Annotated in this window: 17 protein-coding genes; 10 read left to right on the top strand and 7 right to left on the bottom strand. The window is 69.7% G+C overall.

Going from position 1 to position 15983, the window contains the following annotated elements; all coding sequences use genetic code 11:
- Positions 1–188: 188 nt before the first annotated feature.
- The 3 genes from MRB58_RS16915 to MRB58_RS16905 all read left to right on the top strand — a co-directional run bounded on the left by MRB58_RS16915 (position 189) and on the right by MRB58_RS16905 (position 1806).
- Positions 189–347 (top strand): hypothetical protein, encoded by a 159-nt coding sequence (locus MRB58_RS16915; protein WP_244778279.1) that lies wholly within the window; start codon positions 189–191, stop codon positions 345–347.
- A complete protein-coding gene (locus MRB58_RS16910) occupies positions 344–640 on the top strand; it encodes a hypothetical protein (protein WP_244778278.1) in 297 nt (98 codons plus the stop codon). The genes MRB58_RS16915 and MRB58_RS16910 overlap by 4 nt, the downstream gene beginning before the upstream one ends.
- Before the next feature lie 104 nt (positions 641–744).
- Positions 745–1806, top strand: coding sequence for a fatty acid desaturase (locus MRB58_RS16905; RefSeq protein WP_244778277.1), 1062 nt, complete (start codon positions 745–747; stop codon positions 1804–1806).
- 9 nt (positions 1807–1815) lie between these two features.
- Here the strand turns inward: MRB58_RS16905 and MRB58_RS16900 are convergent, their stop codons facing one another.
- The 7 genes from MRB58_RS16900 to MRB58_RS16870 form a co-directional block, all read right to left on the bottom strand.
- Positions 1816–2991, bottom strand: coding sequence for a GAF domain-containing sensor histidine kinase (locus tag MRB58_RS16900; RefSeq protein WP_244778276.1), 1176 nt, complete (start codon positions 2989–2991; stop codon positions 1816–1818).
- A gap of 119 nt (positions 2992–3110) precedes the next feature.
- Positions 3111–4013 (bottom strand): 5-dehydro-4-deoxyglucarate dehydratase, encoded by a 903-nt coding sequence (gene kdgD, locus MRB58_RS16895; RefSeq protein WP_244778275.1) that lies wholly within the window; start codon positions 4011–4013, stop codon positions 3111–3113.
- A 10-nt stretch (positions 4014–4023) separates the two neighbouring features.
- Positions 4024–5568 (bottom strand): tripartite tricarboxylate transporter permease, encoded by a 1545-nt coding sequence (locus MRB58_RS16890; RefSeq protein ID WP_244778274.1) that lies wholly within the window; start codon positions 5566–5568, stop codon positions 4024–4026.
- Positions 5568–6044, bottom strand: coding sequence for a tripartite tricarboxylate transporter TctB family protein (locus MRB58_RS16885; protein WP_244778273.1), 477 nt, complete (start codon positions 6042–6044; stop codon positions 5568–5570). The genes MRB58_RS16890 and MRB58_RS16885 overlap by 1 nt, the downstream gene beginning before the upstream one ends.
- Positions 6045–6135: 91 nt before the next feature.
- Positions 6136–7107, bottom strand: a complete 972-nt coding sequence (locus MRB58_RS16880; RefSeq protein ID WP_244778272.1) for a tripartite tricarboxylate transporter substrate binding protein — start codon at positions 7105–7107, stop codon at positions 6136–6138.
- A 203-nt stretch (positions 7108–7310) separates the two neighbouring features.
- The gene (locus tag MRB58_RS16875) at positions 7311–8036 is read right to left on the bottom strand and encodes a FadR/GntR family transcriptional regulator (RefSeq protein ID WP_244778271.1); all 726 of its coding nucleotides are present in this window, start codon (positions 8034–8036) and stop codon (positions 7311–7313) included.
- 138 nt (positions 8037–8174) lie between these two features.
- Complete coding sequence (locus tag MRB58_RS16870; RefSeq protein ID WP_244778270.1) at positions 8175–9074, bottom strand: LysR family transcriptional regulator; 900 nt, start codon at positions 9072–9074, stop codon at positions 8175–8177.
- Positions 9075–9177: 103 nt separating this feature from the next.
- Between MRB58_RS16870 and MRB58_RS16865 the strand changes: the two genes are divergently transcribed.
- The 7 genes from MRB58_RS16865 (at position 9178) to MRB58_RS16835 (ending at position 15895) form a co-directional block, all read left to right on the top strand.
- Complete coding sequence (locus MRB58_RS16865; RefSeq protein ID WP_244778269.1) at positions 9178–9864, top strand: RraA family protein; 687 nt, start codon at positions 9178–9180, stop codon at positions 9862–9864.
- A gap of 119 nt (positions 9865–9983) precedes the next feature.
- The gene (locus MRB58_RS16860) at positions 9984–10976 is read left to right on the top strand and encodes a tripartite tricarboxylate transporter substrate binding protein (protein ID WP_244778268.1); all 993 of its coding nucleotides are present in this window, start codon (positions 9984–9986) and stop codon (positions 10974–10976) included.
- Positions 10973–11428 carry a tripartite tricarboxylate transporter TctB family protein gene (locus tag MRB58_RS16855; RefSeq protein WP_244778267.1) on the top strand — a complete coding sequence of 152 codons (456 nt, stop codon included), beginning with the start codon at positions 10973–10975 and terminating at the stop codon, positions 11426–11428. Before MRB58_RS16860 ends, MRB58_RS16855 begins: the two co-directional genes overlap by 4 nt.
- 31 nt (positions 11429–11459) lie before the next feature.
- Positions 11460–12989, top strand: coding sequence for a tripartite tricarboxylate transporter permease (locus MRB58_RS16850; RefSeq protein WP_244778266.1), 1530 nt, complete (start codon positions 11460–11462; stop codon positions 12987–12989).
- Positions 12982–13875 carry an NAD(P)-dependent oxidoreductase gene (locus MRB58_RS16845; RefSeq protein ID WP_244778265.1) on the top strand — a complete coding sequence of 298 codons (894 nt, stop codon included), beginning with the start codon at positions 12982–12984 and terminating at the stop codon, positions 13873–13875. Before MRB58_RS16850 ends, MRB58_RS16845 begins: the two co-directional genes overlap by 8 nt.
- Positions 13872–14933 carry an Ldh family oxidoreductase gene (locus MRB58_RS16840; protein ID WP_244778264.1) on the top strand — a complete coding sequence of 354 codons (1062 nt, stop codon included), beginning with the start codon at positions 13872–13874 and terminating at the stop codon, positions 14931–14933. Before MRB58_RS16845 ends, MRB58_RS16840 begins: the two co-directional genes overlap by 4 nt.
- Positions 14930–15895, top strand: a complete 966-nt coding sequence (locus tag MRB58_RS16835; protein ID WP_244778263.1) for a D-2-hydroxyacid dehydrogenase — start codon at positions 14930–14932, stop codon at positions 15893–15895. Before MRB58_RS16840 ends, MRB58_RS16835 begins: the two co-directional genes overlap by 4 nt.
- Positions 15896–15983: the final 88 nt, after the last annotated feature.

The raw sequence follows: 15983 nt of genomic DNA, 5'->3' as shown, positions 1-15983 counted from the left end.
TTGTTTATTCCTCTCGCGAGCGCCATATCTACTGAAGATCGCGCGCTCCGGGGCCGTCTCCCGCACCTGTTTCGACCGAGCGGCCGCACCGTCGCGGCGCGCGGGGACCTCATCCATGTCGATCTCGGGGCCGGCGACCGGCCGCCCCGCCATGCGGATGATCGTGCCGCCAGCAAGGACATATCGAAATGGCCAAGGGCCAAATGCGAACCGGCAAAGAGGCGAAAAAGGCCAGCAGCGCCGACGTCAAGGCCGCGAAGAAGCGCGCCGGACCGAAATACCTGCAAGACCCCCTCTTCCAGACGCCCGGCGTTCCGAAGGTCGTCAGCACAGGAAAGAAGCCATGATGACTGCACGAAACGTCGACCCTGCCGCCATGATGACGGATGACGATTACTCCCAGCCGGCGGAGATCTTTCTCCTCCGGCGCAGCGGCGCGAAACGCAGCGGCCTCACCTATCGTCGCTTCGCGACGGCGGCCGAGGCGATCGACTATGCCGTCACCGAGTGCGCCAGCCTGCGGCCGGACGACCTGGTGATGGCCGTCGAGGACAAGCGCTTCAACCTCGGTACGCTGCGCGCCCTCCATCGCGAGGCCCGCCATTCGACCCCCTCGACCGTCGGCGAAGCCACGGCATAGGCCCGTGCTCGGGGGCGCCCGGCGCCCTCGCCACCCACGACTTTCCCCAACCGAAAGGTCCGAATGACTTGCCTCGCGCTGCCGCCGATCGCCTCAAGGCCGATGTGACGACCGCTCAATCCGTACCGGGCGCCTCCGCCCCGACGCCGCCGCCCTCGACGATCGACGCCCGGTCCATCCGGCGCGAGTTGGCGCGATACACCGATCCGGACGTGCGGCGCAGCCTCACCGAGATCGCGCTGTCGGCGCTGCCGTTCGTGGCGCTGTGGGCCGCGATGTGGCTCGCCCTCACTAGCGTCGGCTATGGGCTGACCCTCCTCCTCGCGCTGCCGGCGGCCGGCTTCCTCGTCCGCCTCTTCCTCATCCAGCACGACTGCGGCCACGGCTCGGTCTTCCGCCGGCAGTCGCTGAACGACTGGCTCGGCCGCGTCCTCGGCGTGTTCACGCTGACGCCCTATGACCATTGGCGCCGCACCCACGCGCTGCACCACGCCGGCGCCGGCAACCTCGACCGTCGCGGCATCGGCGACGTCGCCACGTTGACGGTGCGCGAGTACCGCAACCTCAGTCTGCGCGGGCGGATCCAGTACCGCATCTACCGCCACCCGCTGATCCTCTTCGGGCTGGGGCCGTTCTTCGTCTTCCTGCTGCACCACCGCCTGCCGATCGGCTTCATGCGCGGCGGACTGATGCATTGGCTGAGCACCATGGGCACGAACCTCGCCATCCTCGCCGCCGTCGCCGGCGTGACGTGGGCGATCGGGATCGGGCCGTTTTTGATGATCCACCTGCCGATCGTGCTGTTGGCGTCGGCGGCCGGGGTCTGGCTCTTCTATGTGCAGCACCAGTTCGAGCACACCCACTGGGACGGCGACGCCGACTGGACCCACCCCGAGGCCGCCCTGCACGGCAGCTCGCACTACGCGCTGCCGGCGGTGTTGCGGTGGTTCGCCGCAAACGTCGGCATCCACCACGTGCACCACCTGTCGAGCCGCATCCCGCACTACCGCCTGCCCGAGGTGCTGCGCGACCTTCCCGAGCTTCGCCACACCAACCGGCTGACCCTGCGCGAGAGCCTCGCCTGCGTGCGGCTCACCTTGTGGGACGAAGAACTGCGCCGCCTGGTGCCCTTCCGTGCCGCCCATGCCGACGGCGCGCGTGCGTGACCGCCCGGCCTAGGCGCGGCCCAGCGGCATCTCGAAGGTGAACCGGGTCTGCTCCGGGCTCGACGACACGGCGATTTCGCCGCCGTGTGCCCGCGCGATCTCCGAAGCGATGTGAAGGCCGAGGCCGAGCCCCTGCTGGTTCGGCCGGATCTCGCCGCGGAAAAATGGCTGGAACAGGCGCGCCATCGCCTCCGGCGGGATCGGCGCCCCCTCGTTGGCGACGTCGATCTTCAAGGTCGCGCCGTCGGCCTTGGCGACGATACGCACCGGGGTCGCCGGATCGCCGTGGACGAGCGCGTTGCCGAGAAGGTTGGAGACGAGCTGCCCCATCCGCGCCCGGTCGCATTCGATCGGCTGCGGCAGCGAAAAGTCGGCGACGATGCGTCGCTCGGGCATCACCACCATCAGCTCGTCGACCACCTGCTGCAACACCGGCTCCAGCAGTTCGACCTTGCGGTCCAGCGTGATGCCGCTCCCCAACCGTCCGCGCGCGAAGTCGAGCACGTTGTCGATCAGCCCGGCCATCCGGCGCACGCTGCCCTCGATCATCGTCAGGACTTCGGCCGACTTCTTGGTGTGCTCCTCACGCCGGATGATCCGCACACCGCCGCCGATGGAGGCGAGCGGATTGCGCAGGTCATGGCCCAGCACGGCGATGAACTGCTCGCGCAGGGCGGACACGGCGCGCTCGTCCAACAGGTTCGCCTCGGCCTGGTCGACCCGGTGCAGTGCGCTGAGCTGGAAGCCGATGATGTCGGAGAACATCTCGAACATCGCCAGCGTCTCGGGCGTGTTGAGCGTGCGCGGCTCGGGGTCGATGGCGCACAAGGTGCCGAAGAACGTCCCGTCGGAAAGGACGATCGGCATCGAGATGTAGCTCTGGAGACCATAGAGCTCGGGCGTATGATGCCGGCAGTAGACCTCGTCCTGGGCCACATGATCGATGACGATCGCCGTCCCGCTCTGACGGATCTCGTTGCACAAGGTGGTCTCGACCTCGAGCTCGCCACCGGGCTTGAGCCCGAAGTCGATCTCGTCATGGACCTCGCATGCGATCCAGCGGTCTTCGGTGACCCGGGCCACGGCTGCGAAACGCATTCCCGTCATGCGGCAGATGATATCCAGGATCGTGGGGATGGCCTTGATCCTGGCAATATCGCTGACGTCTCTTTCCAGTTCGCTCATTCAGTAAGTCGAGGCTCGGCAGGTGGCATGTGTCTTTCACCATGGCATCCAAACAGCGCCATGTCGAAGGTCACACTCCGGCCGGGAGCGAAATGAAGCGGCCGGAGCCGCCCCGTCGCTCAGCTGTGCCGGGCGACGATCTCGGCCAGCATCGCCTCTTCTTCGCCGGTGAGATCGGTCAGCGGTGCGCGCACCGGGCCGACATCGTACCCGGCGAGACGCACGCCCGCCTTGATCGCGGAGACCGCGTACCCCTTCGATCGGTCGCGCAGCGTCATGAAGGGGTAGAAGAACGACTCCAGGATCGCCGTGGTCTTGTCCCGCTCGCCAGCCCGCAACGCTGCATAAAACTCCATCGCCAGCCCCGGCACGAAGTTGAAGACGGCCGAGGAATAGGTGGTGAAGCCCGCGCCGAGGTAGGCCTCGGCGAACAGCTCCGCCGTCGGCATGCCGCCGAGGTAGGTCAGCCGGTCGCCCATCTTCGCGGTGATCTGCCGCACCGTGCCGATGTCGCCCGAACCGTCCTTGAAGCCGACGAGGTTGGGGCATGCGTCGCACAGCCGCGCGACGGTGTCGGGCGCATAGCGGGCATTGTCCCGGTTGTAGATCATCACCCCGATGCCGACCGCGTCGCACACGGCCTTGGCGTGGGCGAGGAGCCCCTCCTGCGGCGCGTCGATCAGATAATGCGGCAGGAGGAGGATGCCGTCCGCACCCGCCTTCTCCACCGCCTTCGCCAGCGAGACCGCGGTCGCGGTGCCGTAGCCGCAGCCGGAGACGATCGGGGTCGACCCGGCCGCCGCCTTGGCGCGGGTGATGATCTGCGGCACCTCGGAGGGGTCGAGAGAGAAGAACTCGCCGGTGCCGCCGGCGGCGAACAGCGCCGACGCGCCGAAGCCGGACAGCCAGCTGATGTGCGCCTCGTAGGGCGCGGGATTGAACGCTCCGTCCGGGCCGAAGGGCGTCACGGGGAACGAGAGAAGGCCCGCGCCGAGCGCGGCCTTCACTTCATTGGGATGCATGGGGGTCGTCCTACTGACTGGGCGAGGAAGGATTGGTCTTGTGCCGGCGGGCCTTCAGCCGCGGGCCGATCTCCATCAGATAGATGAAGACGAGGGACAGCCCGATGAAGGCCAGGCTGTCCGGACTGGTCAGGAACACCGTCGGGTCCCCGTCGTTGAGCGAGAGCGAGCGGCGCAGGTAGAGTTCGAGGTCCGGCCCCAGGATGAAGCCGAGCAGCAGCGAGACCACCGGATAGCCGCCGCGCCGCAGGAAATAGGCGAGCAGCCCGAACAGCGCCGCCAGCACCATCTGGAAGATCGAGAAGGTGGCGACGTAGCTGCCGACGAGCGCCACCACCGCGATGCCGGTGTAGAGGAGCCCGCGCGGGATCGCCACGATGCGGATGAAGAGCGGCCCCAGCAGGAACAATGTCAGCGGGATCAGCACCAGCGCCGAAACCAGCAGCGAGGTGAACATCGGCGCGATCAGGTCGGCCTGATTCTCCAGGAGCTTCGCCCCCGGCTGCAAGCCGTTGACGACGAGAACGCCCAGGACGATCGCGGTGGTGGGATCGCCGGGGATGCCGAACATCAGCATCGGCACGAAGGCGCCGCCGCACATGGCGTTGTTGGCCGATTCGGCGACCGCGATGCCCTTGCGGCTCCCCTTGCCGAAGCGCTCCTCCGGCTTGGCGCCGCGCTTGGCGTCCGCATAGGCGACGAACGCGGCCATCGACCCGCCGACGCCCGGCAGAATGCCGACGCCGTAGCCGATCAGCGCCGCCTTAAGGTAGCCCACGACGCCGATCTGCCGGACCTCGGACAGCGGCGGGATGAAGTCCATGCGCCGCAGGCTGCTCGCCGCCTCCCGGATGCGCGCGGCCGACAGCTCCGCCGCCCCGGCCCGCGCCTGGATCATCAGCTCCGAGATCGCGAAGGCGCCGATGATCAGCGGCATCAGGTCGATGCCCTGCACAAGCTGCGACGTGCCGTAGGAGAAGCGCGGCACCGGCTGCATCACGTCGATGCCGATGGTGGCGATCATCATGCCGGCCACCGTGGTGAGCACCGTCTTGGCGATGTCGTCGCGCTGCACCAGGATGATCACGACCAGCGCGAAGAGCACCAGCGAGAACTTCCCCGGCGTGCGGATGAGGAGCGTCAGCTCCGCTGCCAGCGGCATCAGCAGGATGAGGAGGAGCGCGCCGATCGACCCGCCGATCATCGAGCCCAGCGCCGCGTGGCCGAGCGCGTTGGCCCCCTTCCCCTCCTTCATGAGGATGTTGCCGTCGATCGCCGTCATCATCGAGGACGGCGCGCCGGGGATGTTGATGGTGATCGCCGTGATCGACCCCGAATACATCCCCGCCATGAAGATCGACGCACACATGATGAGCGCGGGCGTGACGTCGATCGAGTAGGTGATCGGCAACAGCAGCGCGATCGCCAGCACCGAGGTCAGCCCCGGCACCGCACCGAAGAAGGTGCCGATGAGGAAGCCGCCCACCAGGAAGGCGAAGTTCATCGGTTCGAACAGCGCGCCGAAGCCGCCGACGATGTGGCCGAGGAACTCCATCAGTAGCCCCCCGGCAGCAGGGCGAGCCGCGTTCCGAAGGCGACCGCGAAGAGGAGATAGGCCACCGCCGTCACCGCCGCGGCCGCCGCCACGCGCACCACCGGCCGGCCGACGCCGAACTCGAACAGCCAGAGGATCAGCAGTCCGAGCGCCATGTTCGAGATCAGGAAGCCCACCGGCTTGAACGCCGCGATATAGGCCAGGATCGCCGCGAACAGCACGAACGGCTTGACCGCTTCGAACCCGCCGGGCTCGGCCGGTGCGTCATCGGCGGGGACCGCCCGCTCGGCGAGCCAGGTGCGCACCTCGCGGACGATGATCGCCAGCAGCGCGCCCGCGGCGATCGCGACCAGGATCTTGGGCAGGAAGCGCGTGTCGACGAACCCCTTGCCGAACAGCGTGCGCACGCTCGGGATGCCGGCCGCGTAGACGCCCGCCATCACCGCCAGCGCGGCCGGCAGGGCCAGGCGGCTCACAAGGGCCTTTTGTCTTGGCATACGTTACCCCCACGCACCGGGCGGCCGCGCCCCGAAGGCCGCGGCCGCCCGCTCGCGCGGCTTGAGCGATCTACTTGGAGATGACGCCGTCTTCGACGAGCTTGTCGAGCTGGGCCGACACGCTGGCGGTCGTCTCCTCGGCCCAAGCCGGTACCTCGGCCATCGGCAGCCACGCCGGCGTCACGCCGACCTTGGCGAGCCAGGACTGGAACTCCTCGCTCTCGTAGGCGGTCTGGAAGGCGGCCTCGATCTTCTCCAGCGCCTCGGGCGGGGTCCCGTCGGGGGCGGCCAGGACGATGAAGCTCCCCATGCGCAGCGCGAGACCGAGGTCGGCCGCGGTCGGGACTTCGTAGGTCGGGTTGGCGGTGTCGGTAAACTCGACCACGCCCTTGCCGGCGCCGTCCTCGATCACGGACGCGAAGTCGCCCAGGCTGGTGGCGACGATGTCGACCTCGCCGTTGAGCATCGCCTCCTTCTGCGCCGCCGCGCCGCCCGGATAGGCGATCAGCTTGAACTCGGCGCCCGTCTCGTTCTGCAGCTGCAGCGCGGCGAGATGGACGCGCGAGCCGACGTTCTGCATGCCGATGCGCACCTTGCCGGGCGCGTCCTTGGCCGCCGCCAGCACGTCCTCCAACGTGTCGTAGCCCGACGAGGTGGAGACGATCAGCGCGTCCGGCTCGGCGGTGATGCGGGCGATGTAGTCCAGCTTGCCGAGGTCGTAGTCCGGCAGGAAGCCCTGCCAGGGGACGGTGACGATGCTGTCGTAGGTCAGCGCGCCGATGGTGTACCCGTCCGGCCGCGCGTTCATCAGCTGCGACACGCCCGTCGCGCTGACGCCGCCTTCGATGTTCTCCACGTAGATGGACTGGCCGTAGGCGTCCTCGGCGATCGAGGCGATCTTGCGCACGATCCCGTCCGTGCCGCCGCCGGCACCCCACGGCACGATGATGCGCAGGTCCTTCTCCGGATAGTCGGCCAGCGCGGCGGTGCTGACGGTGGCGAACGCGGCACAGAGCAGAAGTCGCTTCCAATGGGCGGGCATAGGGTTCCTCCAGGTTCGACGGTCGGAGCCCCGGCCCGCACCGCCGGCGCCCCCTCGGGGCGCTCTCGTTGTCACAGGATGCCGCGGCGACCGGGACCGGATCTGAGCCTGTCCGCGACGCGACATCGAGCCGGGCGTTGCGCCCTGCCGTGGCGCGTACGCTTATACATTTGTATGACTAGGTCAACGAGTTATACGATTAATTACGCCCGCTCACCCGCCAGCCGCGACAGATCGCGGTATCGCTTCAACGAGCCGAGGAGGTGGGCCGCCATCGCCGCCGCCGCCGCCTGCGCGTCGCGCCCCTCGATCGCGGCGACGATGGCGCGGTGTTCGGCCTCCAGGCGCGCCATGTAGGCGGCATATTCCTTGGTGCCGTGGGCGATGCCCAACTCCCGGCGCGGGATCGTTCGCGGCCCCAGCTCGGCGAGGAAGCGGTCGAACGCGGCGTTGTTGGTCGCCCGCGCGATCGCCCGGTGAAACGCGAAGTCGTCGGCCGCAGCGTCCGCGCCGTCGGCGATCTTGCGCGCGAAGATGCGCTCGGCGGCGTAGATCTCCTCGATCTGCCCGATCGACGCGCGGCTGGCGGCAAGGCGCGCCGCCTCCACCTCCACCGCCGCACGCAGCTCCAGCGCGTCGATCACGTCCGGCACCTTGCGCGGCCAGTCCTCCGCCGGGGGCGGCAGCACCGGCAGGCGCTCCTCGGCGACGAACACCCCGCTCCCACGGCGCGAGACCACGGTGCCGGCCGCCCGCAGGCCTGCGATCGCCTCGCGCACCACCGTGCGGCTGACACCGTATTTCTGCCCCAGCGCGTTCTCGGTGGGCAGCTTGTCGCCCGTGCGGTACTGACCGGACGTGATCGCGGCACGAAGGTCGTCCTCGATCTCGCGCGCCAGGTAGCGCGGCACCTTCGCATCCTCGCTCATTGCCAAAACGGGGTCCGGCTCCTCATCCTCATGCGCGCCGCGTTGTGCGACCGCCCGCAAAATTAATCATACAACATTGCCACGCCTTGGCCACTCCACCGATCGACCCCCGCGCCGGCCGCCGCCGCGCGCGCGCCGTCATGCCTCGTCGGTGGCGACGAGGGGCGCGTGCGTCACCCCAAGGAAGGCGGCGAGCGCCGGGTTGGCGTCGCCCGTGCGCCATCCGAGCGCGACCTCCACCGTCGGCGGGTTCTCCTCGATGGCGCAGAAGGATACGCCGGGCAGGTGCAGGTTGCGCGCGACCTCCGGCAGGATCGCGATGCCGATCCCGGCGGCGACGAGGCCGACCATGGTGTGGATCTGGGTCGCGTGCTGCTGGACGTGCGGGCTGAACCCGGCCGCATGGCACATCGCCTTGATCCGCTCGTAGAACAGCGGGCTGCGTTCCTGCGTGAAGAGAATGAACCGCTCCCCGGCCAGCGACCGCAGCGACACGGTCCCCTCGCCCGACAGGGCATGGCCGCGCGGCAGCGCGATGACGAACCGCTCGTGCGCCAGGATCCGCGTCGCCAGCCGCGCGTCCGAGAGGGGCGGACGCAGGATGCCGACGTCGATCGTCCCGTTGAGGAGGGCGGGGATCTGCGCGTCGATCGGCATCTCGTGCAGGTCCAGCGAGACCGACGGGTAACGCTCGCGAAAGTGGCGGATGATGCGCGGCGTGATGCCGTAGGTGGACGAGTGGATGAAGCCGACGCGAATCGCGCCCTCCTGCCCCTCGGCCACCCGGCGCGCCTCCGCGGCCGCCTCCTCCAGCTCATTGAGGACGCCGCGGGCACGGGTGAGAAAGGCCCGCCCGGCCGCCGTCAGGCTGACCCGCCGCGCGGTGCGCTCCAGCAGCGTCACGTCGAGCCGCGCCTCGAGCTGCTGGATCTGCCGCGTCAGCGCCGGCTGGGCGATGTGCAGGCGCCGCGCCGCCGCGCCGAAATGCAGCTCCTCGGCGAGGACGGTAAAGGAACGCAGGAGACGGGTGTCGATCATGGCGCCGATGCCTTGTCGTTATCGATTGGGCGCAAAACTCCTATTGGACAGCATCGTTGCCGTCGACCAACATGACGAGAAAAGAGACGAAGGGAGGCCCTCGGTGGCACTTGGTTTTCGCGTGGTGAGCGACTTCACCCGCAGCGACAAGGCGTTCGTGGACGGTCTGGGCGCGATCCCGACCGCGATCATCAGCGACAATCTCGGCCGCATGGTCGCCGCCGGACCCACGGTGCGCCCGATGCACACCTTCAAGGACGGCAAGGGTCGCCTCGCCGGCACCGCGCTGACCGTGAAGACCCGCCCCGGCGACAATCTGATGATCCACAAGGCCGCCGATATGGTGCAGCCCGGCGACGTCATCGTCGTGGAGGCCGGCGGCGACCTCACCAACGCGTTGATCGGAGAGCTGATCGTCTCTCACGCGCGGCGCCGCGGCGCGGTCGGCTTCGTGGTCGACGGTGCGGTGCGCGACATGGACGTCATCTGCGAGGACACCTTCCCCATCTTCGGCGCCGGCGTCAGCCACCGCGGTCCCTACAAGGACGGCCCCGGCGAGATCGGCGTGCCGATCGCGCTCGACGGCATGGTCATCGAGCCGGGCGATATCATCGTCGGCGACCAGGACGGGGTCGTCTCGATCCCGCGCGCGGCGGCCGAGGAGACGCTCGCCCTGTCTCGGGCGCAGGTGGAGAAGGAGGCGAAGATCCAGGCCGCGATCGCCGGCGAGGGCTGGGACCGGGCCTGGGTGGACGAGCTGCTGCGCAGCCGCGGCTGCGAAGGCGTCTGACGCACGGCCGGCCGCACGCCGGCGCACGACCGGGGGCACCAGAGGCCCCCCAACACTCCCGCCCACAAGACCCCCCGACGAGGGGGCGGCGGACATATCAATCACTGGGAGGATCAACCATGACATTCGTGATGACGAAGCGCGCCGTCGTCGGCGCTCTGGCGTTCGGCCTCGCCGCCGCCGCGGTTCCGGCCAACGCGCAGGACAGCGGCTGGGAGCCGTCCAAGCCGATCCAGATCGTCGTCGGCTTCGCGCCGGGCGGCGGCACGGACCAGACGGCCCGCCTCATCGCCTCCGCCGCGCAGGAGTTCTTCCCCGTGCCGCTGGTGGTGGTGAACCGTCCCGGCGCCTCGGGAACCCTGGCGGCCGAAATCGTCGCCAACGCCGAGCCCGACGGCCATACGCTGCTGGTCGCCGGCGGCTCGGAGTCGACGTCAGTGCCGAACCACCGCGAGACCAACTACTCGCTCGACCAGTTCAAGGGCGTGCTGCGCGTCAACCGCGAGCACATGGTGATCGTCACCAAGAAGGGCTCCGGGCTCGACTCGATCGAGGCGATCGTCGAGCGCGCCAAGGAGAACCCCGGCCAGCTCGCCTACGGCTCCTCCGGTCCCGGCGGCGTCCTGCACTCGGCCTTCCTGGTGTTCGCCGACAAGGCCGACATCGACCTGAAGCACATCCCCTATCAGGGCGGCTCGCCGGCACTCGCGGCGCTCCTGGGCGGTCACGTCGACATGACGATCATCACCCCCGGTGACGCCGCGGCCCAGGTGGCGGCCGGCACGATCAACGCGGTGGCCACCACCTCCGATCGCGCCGAGCAGATCCCGGACGTGCCGTCCCTCTCCGACCTCGGCTACGACGTGAACCTCGAGAACATGAAGGGCCTCGTCGCCCCCGCCGGCACCCCGGACGAGGCGACCGAGTATCTGCGCGAGCGGTTCGAGAAGGCGATGAACTCGGAGACCTTCGCCACGCTCGCCGACCGCGCCAAGATCACCCCCGGCTACCTCTCCGGCCCGGACTTCGAGGCCGCGATGACCGGCATGTCGGACTCCATCGCCGCCGCGCTCGGCAAGGGTGAGACCTCGGGCGAGACCACCACGCAATGACCGCCGAGCGCATCCTCGCCACCGCCCTCCTCCTCGGGGCCGCCGGGTACCTCGGCGTCCTCGTTCCGGAGGTCGGCCGGGCGCAGGCCGCGCTCGGAACCGGCGACTTCTACACGGTGGGGCCCACGGCCCTGCCGACCTTCGCCGGCACGATGATGGCGATCTTCGCCGTCGCCGTTCTCGTCCTGAGCCGGCGCACCGCACCGCAGACGGCGTTCGGCGAAGGGCTCCCCGGCGGCATCCTCTTCGCCGCGATCGTCGCGGTCACCGCCGCCCTGATGCCGCGCATCGGCTTCCTGCCGGCGGCGGTCCTCTTCCTTGCCGCGGTGTTCGCGGTGTTCCGTGCCACCTGGTGGGTGGCGCTGATCCTGACGCTGCTGCTGCCGGTCGTGATCGACCAGATCCTGCGCAAGGTCTTCCTAGTGCCGCTCCCCGGCGTCGCCCTCTTCTGACGTCGCCCCCGATCCGCTTCGAGAGACACTGATGGACCCCCTCCTCCAGGCGCTCATGGATATTGCCCAGCCGGCGACGATGCTGACGCTGGTGCTGTCGGTCGTGGTCGGCCTCGTCATCGGCGCCATCCCCGGACTGTCGGTCAACATCGCCGTCGCGCTCGCGGTACCGCTGACGATCTTCATGCCGACGACGCAGGCCCTCGTCCTGCTCATCGGCCTTTACGGCTCGGGGATCTTCGGCGGCTCGGTCTCGGCGATCCTGCTCAACGCGCCGGGCACCCCCGCCTCCGCGGCGACGATCTTCGACGGCTTCCCGATGGCCCAGCAAGGCCTCGCCACCAAGGCGCTGCGCATCTCGCTGATCGCCTCGCTGTTCGGGGCGGTGTTCTCGGTCGTGCTCCTCATCCTGGTGGCGCCGGAGCTGGCCGGCTTCGCGCTCGGCTTCGGCCCGGTCGAGATCGCCTCGCTGCTCCTCTTCACCTTCTTCGTCATCGGCATCCTGTCCGGCGCCTCGCTCGCCAAGGGGCTCCTCTCGGCCGCGGTGGGCATGGTTCTGGCGACCGTCGGCTCGGACCCGATGCTCGGCACGCCGCGCTTCACCTTCGGACAGACGGCTCTGATGGACGGACTGACCTACGTGCCGCTGCTCGTCGGCCTCTTCGCGCTCGCCGAGATCCTCGAGGAGGCGACGCGCGGCTTCTCGCAGCGGATCGGCAAGGTCAGCCTCTCGGGCGAGGACCGCGAGGCCAACCGCATCACCGGCAAGGACATGAAGCTCATCGCCTTCCCGATGCTGCGCGCTTCGGCCATCGGCTCGGCGATCGGCATCCTGCCGGGCATCGGCGCGACGATCGCCTCCTTCCTCGCCTACGGCGACGCCAAGCGCGCCGCCCGCGACGCCACGCGCTTCGGCAAGGGCGACGTGCGCGGCGTCGCGGCGTCGGAAAGCGCCAACAACGCCGTCGTCGGCGCCACGTTCATCCCCACCCTGGCGCTCGGCATCCCCGGCGACGCGGTGACGGCGATCCTCCTCGGAGCGCTGGTCCTGCAGGGGGTGACGCCGGGGCCGCTGATCTTCGTGATGAACCCCGGCATCGTCTACACGATCTATCTGGCGCTCCTCTTCTCGACCGTCCTGATGGCCGTCTTCGGCTTTATCGCGGTGCGGCCGCTGGCGATGACGCTGCGGATCCCGAAAATCTACCTGATGCCGTGCGTGGCGCTGATCTGCATCGCCGGCGCGTACGTCGCGCGCAACAACATCGTCGACGTGTGGGTGATGTTCGGCGCCGGCATCCTCGGCTTCGTCTTCAACCGGACGGGCGTGCCGGTGGCTCCGCTCCTCATCACGTTCATCATCACCCGCCCGTTCGAGGAGGCGCTGCGTCAGGCGCTGACCCGCTCGGAGGGGTCGTTCGCCCCGTTCCTCACCAATCCCGTGACGCTGTCGCTGGCGGCACTCGTCGCGGTCTTCTTCGCGCTGGCGCTGCGCCGCGACCTGAAAAAGCGTGCCGCGCCGGCGTCCACTCCCTCTTCTGAAGGCAGCAACCATGGCTGACACTATCGGCTTCATCGGCCTGGGCGTGATGGGCGCCGGCATGGCGCGCAACATCGCCGCCGCGGGCCTCCCCCTCGTCGTCACCACCTCCTCGCCCGAAAAAGCCGAGGCGTTCCGGGCCGCCGGCGCCACCGTGGTCGCGACCCCGCGCGAGGTGGCGGCGGCCGCCTCGGTCGTCGTCACCTGCGTCCCCGACGCGGCGGCGCTGACCGGCGTTGTCTCCGGTCCGGGCGGCCTCGCCGCCGCGCCCTGGTCCGGCCTCCTGGTGGACTGCTCGACCATCGCCCCGTTCGAGGCACGCGAGATCGCCGGCGTGATCGCGGCCGGCGGCGGCGCGATGATCGACGCGCCGGTCTCCGGCGGCGCCAAGGGGGCGAACGAGGGGACGCTCACCATCATGGTCGGCGGTGCGGAGGGCGACGTCGCCCGCGCCCGCTCCGCTCTCGACGCGATGGGCAAGGCCATCCACCACGTCGGCCCGCTGGGCGCCGGGCAGGCGTTGAAGGCCTGCAACCAGCTGATGGTCGCGGTGAACCTCATGGGCGCGTGCGAGGCGGTGGCGCTCGCCCGCAGCGCCGGGGTCGACCCGCACATGATGCGCGAGGTGCTCTCCACCGGCGCCGCCCGCTCCGGCGTCCTCGAGATGCACGCCAAGCGCTACATCGACCATGCGCTCGACGGCGGCTTCCGGGCCGAGCTGATGCGCAAGGACCTCGGCATCGCCGCCGCCGTCGGCGCGCACGAGCACCGCGCCCAGCCGGCGACCAACCTCGCCCACCAGCTGATGACCGCCGCCTGCAACGCCGGCTTCGCCAAGCTCGACAGCGCCGCGCTCGGCCTCTTCTACGACGTCATGAACGGTACCCGCGCGGAGGACGAGGCGTGAGCGAGACCTTCCCCGTCGCCACCCTGCGCGCGTTCTCCAACGGCGTCTTCACCGCGGCGGGCCTCGCGCCCGAGGACGCCGCCACGGTGACTGACTGCCTCATCCACGCCGACCTGCGCGGCCACGCCTCACACGGCCTCACCCGCATCCCGATCTACGCCGAGCGGCTGCACCGCGGCGTCGTCAACGCCAACCCGCGGGTGACAGTCACCCACACCGCGCCCTCGTTCCTGGTGGTCGACGGTGACAACGGCCCCGGCCCGGTCGTCTCCCTAAAGGCCATGGACGCGGCGATCGAGACCGCCAAGGCGCAGGGCGTCGCCGCCGCGTCGATCCGCGCCTCCAACCACAACGGGCCGGGCTCGTTCTACGTCGAGCGCGCGGTGGAAGCCGGCTGCATCGCCATCGCGATGACCAACGCGCCGCCGTCGATGGCGGTGTTCGGCGGGCGCGACCCGGTGATCGGCACCAACCCCATCACCTTCGGCACCCCCGTCACCGGCAACGCGCCGGTGCTCCTCGACATGGCGACCTCGGTGGTGGCGCGCGGCAAGATCGTCGAGGCCGCCAAGCGCGGCGAGGCGATCCCCGAAGGCTGGGCGCTCGACCGCGACGGCAATCCGACGACCGACGGTCAGGCGGCCGAAAAGGGCGTCGTCCTGCCGATGTCCGGCCCCAAGGGCTCGGCGCTCGCCATCATGGTGGAGGTGCTGGCGGGCGTCCTCGCCGGCGGTCGCTTCGCCGGGTCCATGGGCAACCTCTACAAGGACTTCGAGCTGACGCAGGACAACGGCCACTTCTTCCTCGTCATCGACGCCGCCCGCGGTGCCGCCCGCACCGCCCACGCCGAGCGGGTCGAGGCGCTGGTCGCCGAATTGAAGGGCAGCGCGCTCGCCTCCGGTCACGACGCGGTGCTGATGCCGGGCGAGATCGAAGCGATGCGCACCGTCCGCGGCACCGAGACCGGCATCACCCTCCCCGCCAACGTGATCGCCGACCTCGCGGCCATCGCCGCCACCGTCGGCGCCCCCGCCCTCGCCGGCGAGCAGGCCGCATGAGCGCCCCCCTCGCGATCGTCCTCCTCGACCGGGACACCATGTCGGCCGAGACCGAGTTCCGCCCGCCGGACGTCCCGCATACGCTGACGGTCCACGCCCGCACCGCGCCGCAGGACGTCGCGGCGCGCATCGCCGAGGCGAACGTCGTCATCCTCAACAAGGTGGCGATCGGGGCGGCCGAGCTCGCCGCCGCGCCCAAGTTGAAGCTGATCGCGGTCGCCGCCACCGGCTACGACAAGATCGACCTCGACGCCTGCCGCGCCGCGGGCGTGACGGTCGCCAACGTGCGCGAATATGCCGTCAACACGGTGCCCGAGCACACCTTCGCGTTGATCCTGGCGCTGCGCCGCAGCCTCGTCCCCTACCGCGCGTCGGTGAACGCCGGGCGCTGGGAGGAGGCCGACCAGTTCTGCTATTTCGACTACCCGATCGCCGACCTCTCCGGCGCCACGCTCGGCGTCGTCGGCGACGGCTCGCTCGGCCGCTCCGTCGCCAGGCTCGGCGAGGCGTTCGGGATGCGCGTTCTCTACAGCGCCTACAAGGGCGTCGACGGGATGGGGCCGCTCTACACCCCGTTCGAGGAGGTGATGCGCACCGCCGACGTCATTACGCTCCACTGTCCGCTGATCCCGGCGACGCGGCACATGATCTCCGACGCCGAGTTCGCGATGATGGAGCGCCGCCCGCTCCTCATCAACACGGCCCGCGGCGGCCTCGTCGACGAGGCGGCGCTGGAACGTGCCCTCGAGGCCGGGCGGATCTCCGGCGCGGGGTTCGACGTCGTCACCACCGAGCCGCCGGGCGCCGACCACGTGATGCGCCGCATCGCCAAGCGCGACGACGTCATCCTCACCCCGCACGTCGCGTGGGCGAGCCGCGAAGCGATCCAGGCGGTCGCCGACCAGGTCACCACGATCATCGAAAACTTCGCCCGCGGAGAGCCCATCAACGCGGTCACCTAAGAGCGCTCGCGTCATCAGTGTTTGACCCTCCCGGCCGATGGGATCAGCATCGGCGACAACCGGCACCAGACCGGCAAGGAGGAAACGA

Source organism: Acuticoccus sp. I52.16.1, assembly GCF_022865125.1.
Lineage (GTDB): Bacteria > Pseudomonadota > Alphaproteobacteria > Rhizobiales > Amorphaceae > Acuticoccus.
The sequence above is the reverse complement of the archived record's forward strand: the minus strand, read 5'-3'. Positions and strand labels throughout refer to the sequence as shown.

Coding starts and splice junctions, on each gene's coding strand:
- MRB58_RS16915 (WP_244778279.1), top strand. CDS start 189: ATGGCCAAGGGCCAAATGCGAACCGGCAAAGAGGCGAAAAAGGCCAGC.
- MRB58_RS16910 (WP_244778278.1), top strand. CDS start 344: ATGATGACTGCACGAAACGTCGACCCTGCCGCCATGATGACGGATGAC.
- MRB58_RS16900 (WP_244778276.1), bottom strand. CDS start 2,991: ATGAGCGAACTGGAAAGAGACGTCAGCGATATTGCCAGGATCAAGGCC.
- kdgD (WP_244778275.1), bottom strand. CDS start 4,013: ATGCATCCCAATGAAGTGAAGGCCGCGCTCGGCGCGGGCCTTCTCTCG.
- MRB58_RS16890 (WP_244778274.1), bottom strand. CDS start 5,568: ATGGAGTTCCTCGGCCACATCGTCGGCGGCTTCGGCGCGCTGTTCGAA.
- MRB58_RS16880 (WP_244778272.1), bottom strand. CDS start 7,107: ATGCCCGCCCATTGGAAGCGACTTCTGCTCTGTGCCGCGTTCGCCACC.
- MRB58_RS16875 (WP_244778271.1), bottom strand. CDS start 8,036: ATGAGCGAGGATGCGAAGGTGCCGCGCTACCTGGCGCGCGAGATCGAG.
- MRB58_RS16870 (WP_244778270.1), bottom strand. CDS start 9,074: ATGATCGACACCCGTCTCCTGCGTTCCTTTACCGTCCTCGCCGAGGAG.
- MRB58_RS16860 (WP_244778268.1), top strand. CDS start 9,984: ATGACATTCGTGATGACGAAGCGCGCCGTCGTCGGCGCTCTGGCGTTC.
- MRB58_RS16855 (WP_244778267.1), top strand. CDS start 10,973: ATGACCGCCGAGCGCATCCTCGCCACCGCCCTCCTCCTCGGGGCCGCC.
- MRB58_RS16850 (WP_244778266.1), top strand. CDS start 11,460: ATGGACCCCCTCCTCCAGGCGCTCATGGATATTGCCCAGCCGGCGACG.
- MRB58_RS16845 (WP_244778265.1), top strand. CDS start 12,982: ATGGCTGACACTATCGGCTTCATCGGCCTGGGCGTGATGGGCGCCGGC.
- MRB58_RS16835 (WP_244778263.1), top strand. CDS start 14,930: ATGAGCGCCCCCCTCGCGATCGTCCTCCTCGACCGGGACACCATGTCG.